Source organism: Bradyrhizobium sp. (genome assembly GCF_049586575.1).
Classification (GTDB): Bacteria; Pseudomonadota; Alphaproteobacteria; order Rhizobiales; family Xanthobacteraceae; genus Bradyrhizobium.
Map to the genome: position 1 here is coordinate 1 of NZ_JBAVCF010000666.1, position 4,738 is coordinate 4,738.

General features: G+C 62.3%; 4 protein-coding genes and 1 pseudogene. 2 read left to right on the plus strand and 3 right to left on the minus strand.

Features of this window, described 5'->3' with window-relative positions:
• Positions 1–671 precede the first annotated feature (671 nt).
• Both WB528_RS24460 and WB528_RS24465 read right to left on the minus strand, forming a co-directional pair.
• Positions 672–1,394 carry a substrate binding domain-containing protein gene (locus WB528_RS24460; RefSeq protein ID WP_423891547.1) on the minus strand — a complete coding sequence of 241 codons (723 nt, stop codon included), beginning with the start codon at positions 1,392–1,394 and terminating at the stop codon, positions 672–674.
• Positions 1,395–1,406: 12 nt separating this feature from the next.
• Positions 1,407–1,586 (minus strand): annotated as a pseudogene (locus tag WB528_RS24465) (helix-turn-helix domain-containing protein); the annotation flags it as partial.
• Between the two features lie 93 nt (positions 1,587–1,679).
• Here WB528_RS24465 and WB528_RS24470 point away from each other — a divergent pair.
• Together WB528_RS24470 and WB528_RS24475 are read left to right on the plus strand one after the other, a co-directional pair.
• Entirely contained in the window at positions 1,680–2,174 is a 495-nt protein-coding gene (locus WB528_RS24470) for a lipocalin-like domain-containing protein (protein ID WP_423891541.1), read from the plus strand.
• Between the two features lie 22 nt (positions 2,175–2,196).
• On the plus strand, positions 2,197–3,171 hold the full coding sequence (locus tag WB528_RS24475) for a Bug family tripartite tricarboxylate transporter substrate binding protein (RefSeq protein WP_423891543.1): 975 nt from the start codon (positions 2,197–2,199) through the stop codon (positions 3,169–3,171).
• Between the two features lie 415 nt (positions 3,172–3,586).
• Here WB528_RS24475 and WB528_RS24480 read toward each other — a convergent pair.
• The coding region (locus WB528_RS24480) for a xanthine dehydrogenase family protein molybdopterin-binding subunit (protein ID WP_423891545.1) at positions 3,587–4,738 on the minus strand (1,152 nt) is incomplete at its 5' end.

The following is a 4,738-nucleotide window of genomic DNA, read 5'->3' on the forward strand; positions in this document are numbered from 1 at the left end:
GCCGCCGCGGCCAAATCCCCATAGCGTTCGCGGCACCGCACCGCACCCCCCACCGCGATTTCGTGCCTTGGCGCTTTTTGGTCGCCGGTCGCATCAGCACGTGGATAGCCCAGTCATGCCGGCGACCAAAAACCTGCACAGGAGCGGACATAGACTGGTGTCTCGGCGGCTTCCGAGAGGAGCTATGATGTTGTGTCCGCGAGCTGCCGGCAACATCGCGAGCGCAGTCGATGAAGCGCTCCGCGGTCGGGAGTCAGCGCGCCCGATTTTCAGCCTCACGATTCCGGTTGTCAGTGGACGTATTGGCAGATCGATCGGCAGCCGCTTCAGACCAAGCCTCTTCCCGCTAAGCTGCAGAGTTGACCCTGACAGGACGCCGACAGATCGGCCAGTCGCCAAAGCTGCAGTTGCAAGTTGAACCAAGTTCGGCCCCACCGTGTGCGCATGTGGCTCAGGTCCCGCCGTCACGCACGAAACTTGAGTCGGGCGGAATACTCCAGCGCGCCCGCACAAATCCGGAAGAGAAAGTTTACGCCGTCGATGCCACTCGCTTGCGACGGCCGCGGAGGGAGCTCCGCTTATCCTCGATCGCCGAGATACAGCCGCCCACTGCAATAGTCGACCGGTGCCATTAGCGAACCATTGAAACTCGACTGCCCTCGGAGCGCGTGTCATGTGCTGCCCGCTCGCCACGGCGCGCCAGCAAAGCGTTCCATTAAGAAATCAAGAAACGCCTTGACGCGCGGTGTTCGTTGTCGGCGCCGCTGGAAAATTGCCCAGAGAGGGAAGGTGTCGGGTTGCTGAAAATTTTCCATCAGAGGAACGAGCCGCCCACTCCGGACCGCCTCGGCGACGATGATGTCGCCAAAACGGATGATTCCCGTCCCACTTACAGCGAGCTTTAGAAGCATATGGGCGCTATCGGCGACGACGGGGCCCCGGACCTCTATCTTCACGGCTTCCCCCTTAATGTTGAAGGACCAGAACCGTGAGTTCGGAATATGACTGAGCGTCAGGCAGGCGTGGCGGGCAAGATCATGTGGGTGAAGGGGCGCGCCGTGCTTTGCCAAATAAGCAGGGCTGGCGCACACGACCTGCGTCAAGTCTGCAATCTTGCGTGCTGCAAATGCAGGATCGGCTAGCGGCCCTACTTGTAGCGCGACATCGATATTGTCCTCGACCAGATCGACAGTCCGGTTTGTGACCAGGAAGTCGAAGCTGACGCGCGGGTAGCGCGCCAAGAATTCGGGTAAGACAGCCGAAAGGCGATCGACTGCGAACGACGGAAACGCATGGACCCGCAGGTGACCTTCCGCCGCGCGGCGGGTCGCGGAGATTTCGGCTTCCGCTGCCTCGATAGCGTCCAGAATTTTGCGCGAGCGATCGAGGAACACCTCGCCCTCCGCCGTGAGAGCGAGCCGCCTCGTGGTCCGATCGAGAAGCCGGACACCGAGGCGAGATTCGAGCCGCGTCACCAGCTTCGAAACGGCGGAAGGCGAGAGCCCAAGGTCGTCGGCCGCGGCCGCGAAGCTCCCGCGGTCGACCGCTCGCGCAAACACCGTCATTTCGTTCGCTGAATTCGCCATTCAAGAAAAAACTTCACGAGTTATCGGGCATAATCGCTCATTATCCCTGCGCCGTAAACCGGCATGATGCTCATGCAAAACAGGAGCGATGTGATGAAGCGGCATTCCGCGATCGTGACGCTGGCCGCCTCGGCATTGGCCATCGGCGTCTTCAGCAAAGCTGCCGCACAAGCGGCTCAAGACGTCGTAGGAACGTGGGAATGGGTCTCGGTCGAAAATACTGCCTCCGACGGAGCTATCACGCACCCATTCGGTCCGAAGCCGGGTGGATATCTGATGTTCGATCGAAGCGGGCGCTTCTTTTGGCTGATCACCCGCCCCAACCGCCTGAAGTTCGCGAGCGGGCGGCGAGATCAGGGCACAGCCGATGAGAACAAGGCAACCGTCCAAGGGAGTCTTGCCTATGCTGGCACGTATGCGATCGAAGACAGAATCCTAATCATGAAAATCGAAGCCAGCACCTATCCGAACGAGGAAGGAGCCGAGCAGGAGCGGGCCTTCACGTTGAGCGGGGACGATCTGTCATGGAGAAATCCGACAGTGTCGACTGGGGCCTCCGGCGTCGCCAGGCTCAGACGGCTCAAGTGATGTTGAATGTGGAGCCCTAGACATGAATACAACGCGTCGAGACCTGTTGGGCCTCGTGGGGGTATTCGGATTGTTGGCGTCGATAGGTGCCGCTCGCGCTCAACCCTTTCCCACACGGCCTGTTCACTGGATTGTTCCCTTTCCGGCAGGCGGGCCGAGCGACATCCTGGCACGCCTGATCGGCCACACTCTGACTGAGCAGCTGCGCCAGCCCTTCGTCATCGAGAACCGTGTTGGGGCCGGCGGAAATATCGGCACACAGGCAGTGGCGACGGCACCCGCTGACGGTCACACCTTGCTGCTCGTGGCCGCGCCGAATGCGATCAACACTGCGCTGTACGAACATTCCGGATTCAATTTCGTTCGCGATATTGCGCCGGTCGCCAGCATCGCCCGCGGTCCGCTGATCATGCTGGTGGCGCCATCGTTTCCTGCCGACACGGTCGAGCAATTCATCGATCTTGCGAAGGCCAGCCCCGGAAAGTTCAATATGGCATCCGCCGGCAACGGTACGCCACCTCACGTGGCGGGCGAACTCTTCAAAACCATGACCGGCATCGAGATGCTGCACGTCCCGTATCGCGGCGTCGCGCCCGCGGTCACGGATTTGCTCGGCGGCCAGGTGCATGTGTTGTTCGACCCCATGCCGTCATCCATTGGATATGTTCGAGCCGGCAAACTTCGGGCGCTGGCGGTCACGACGGCCCAGCGTTCGGAGTTGCTACCCGATACGCCCTCGCTCGCCGAGTTCGTTCCTGGATATGAGGCCAGCACTTGGTTTGGTATCGGCGCACCCAGCGCGACGCCAGCCGACATTGTCGCCAAGCTCAATGCGGCGACCAACGCCGCCATTGCGGAGCCTGCCATGAAGGCGCGTTTGGCTGATCTTGGCGCCAGCATCTTCGTCAGTTCGCCTTCTGAGTTTAAGGCATTCATTGCCGCCGAGATCGAGAAGTGGACGCAAGTCGTGAAGGCAGCTGGCATCAAGCCAGCTTGAGGTGAAGCGACGCGATCGTCCCGTTGGTACGTCACTTCCGCAGCCAGGACGTGCTCCTATTCGCCGCGGCCAACGTCGCGACGGTGGCTTAGCGGTTTTCTTGCCCGGTGATTGATTGTGGCTCAGCCGGCCGAAAATTCCGCGTTGCTCCGACGACAATGGCGCCTCGGTCACGGTGCGCGATGGTACAACAGCATTTCCGCCGCAACCATGCATCCGCGCACTCCGCCTAGGAATTGGGCCGCTTAGGGTCATTCGCGACCGCTTGATGACGACAGCTGAATGTCCGCTTTGCCTCCGATCGCGACCAAACCGCGCGCGCCGAAAAGGTCAGGGCTGGCGCAGCGTGTGGTAACTGCAAACGTGGGCACAATCCGAGGCGCGATTTCTTCTACGCCTCTAGCGCTGGACAATCTTACGCGCTGCGCGCCTCCTGGATCGCCTGCCAGACCCTGGCCGGCGTCGCCGGCATTTCGATGTGGCGCACGCCCAAGTCCCACAGCGCATCGACAACGGCGTTGATGACCACGGCGAGCGCCGGCACGGTGCCGCCTTCGCCGGCCGGGCGGATGCCGAGCGGGTGCGTGGTCGAGGGCACTTCTGAGAGTTCGGTGGTGTAGGGCAGGAGATCCGAGGCGCGTGGCATGGCGTAATCCATGAACGAGCCGGCAAGCATCTGGCCGCTTTCGGGGTCGTAGTGCGCGTGCTCCATCAGCGCCTGGCCGACGCCCTGGGCGATGCCGCCGTGGACCTGGCCATGGATGATGAGCGGATTGATCGCGCGGCCGACATCATCGACCGCCGCATAGTTGACGAGCTTGACGGCGCCGGTCTCCGGATCGACTTCGACCTCGACCACCTGACAACCATAAGGAAAGCTCGCCTCGGCGACGGTCTTGTCGCATTCGGCCGCGAGCGGACCCTGAAGATCGGGCGGCAGATCGCGTCGCTCGGTCGCGGCGCGCGCCACGTCGAACAGGCCGATCGAATGGTTGGTACCTTTCACCGTAAAGCGGCCGGCCTTGAACTCGATGTCGGCAGCGCTCGTCTCCAGAAGATGCTCGGCGATCTTCGTCGCCTTCTCGATCACGTCGTCTGAGGATTTCTTGATCACGATGGAGCCGAGCCGCATGCCGCGGCCGGAATGGGCGCCGCCGCCGACAGTGACACGGTCGGTGTCGCCGGCAATCACGCGCACGGCCTCGATCGGCACGCCGAGCCATTCGGTCACGAGCTGCGCGAAGCTTGTCTCATGTCCCTGGCCCTGCGAGGTGACGCCGATGACGAGCTCGACGATCCCGTCGGGCTTGACGAGAATCTCCGCCTTCTCGCGCGGCACGCCGGTGGAAATATCGACGTAATTGGCGACGCCGATGCCGCGGCACTTGCCGCGCTTTTTCGCCTCGGCGCGGCGGCGCTTGAAGCCGTCCCAGTCGCCGAGCTTGAGCGCCGTGGTCATGGCGGCGCCGTAGTCGCCGCTGTCGTACTCCATGCCGAACGGATTCTTGTACGGCAGCTCCTTGGGCTTGACGAGATTGCGCCGGCGCAGCGCCACGCGGTCGATGCC

Bases quoted from the DNA above. Each gene is read 5' to 3' on its own strand.
- WB528_RS24470 (WP_423891541.1), top strand. From the start codon at position 1,680: ATGAAGCGGCATTCCGCGATCGTGACGCTGGCCGCCTCGGCATTGGCC.
- WB528_RS24475 (WP_423891543.1), top strand. From the start codon at position 2,197: ATGAATACAACGCGTCGAGACCTGTTGGGCCTCGTGGGGGTATTCGGA.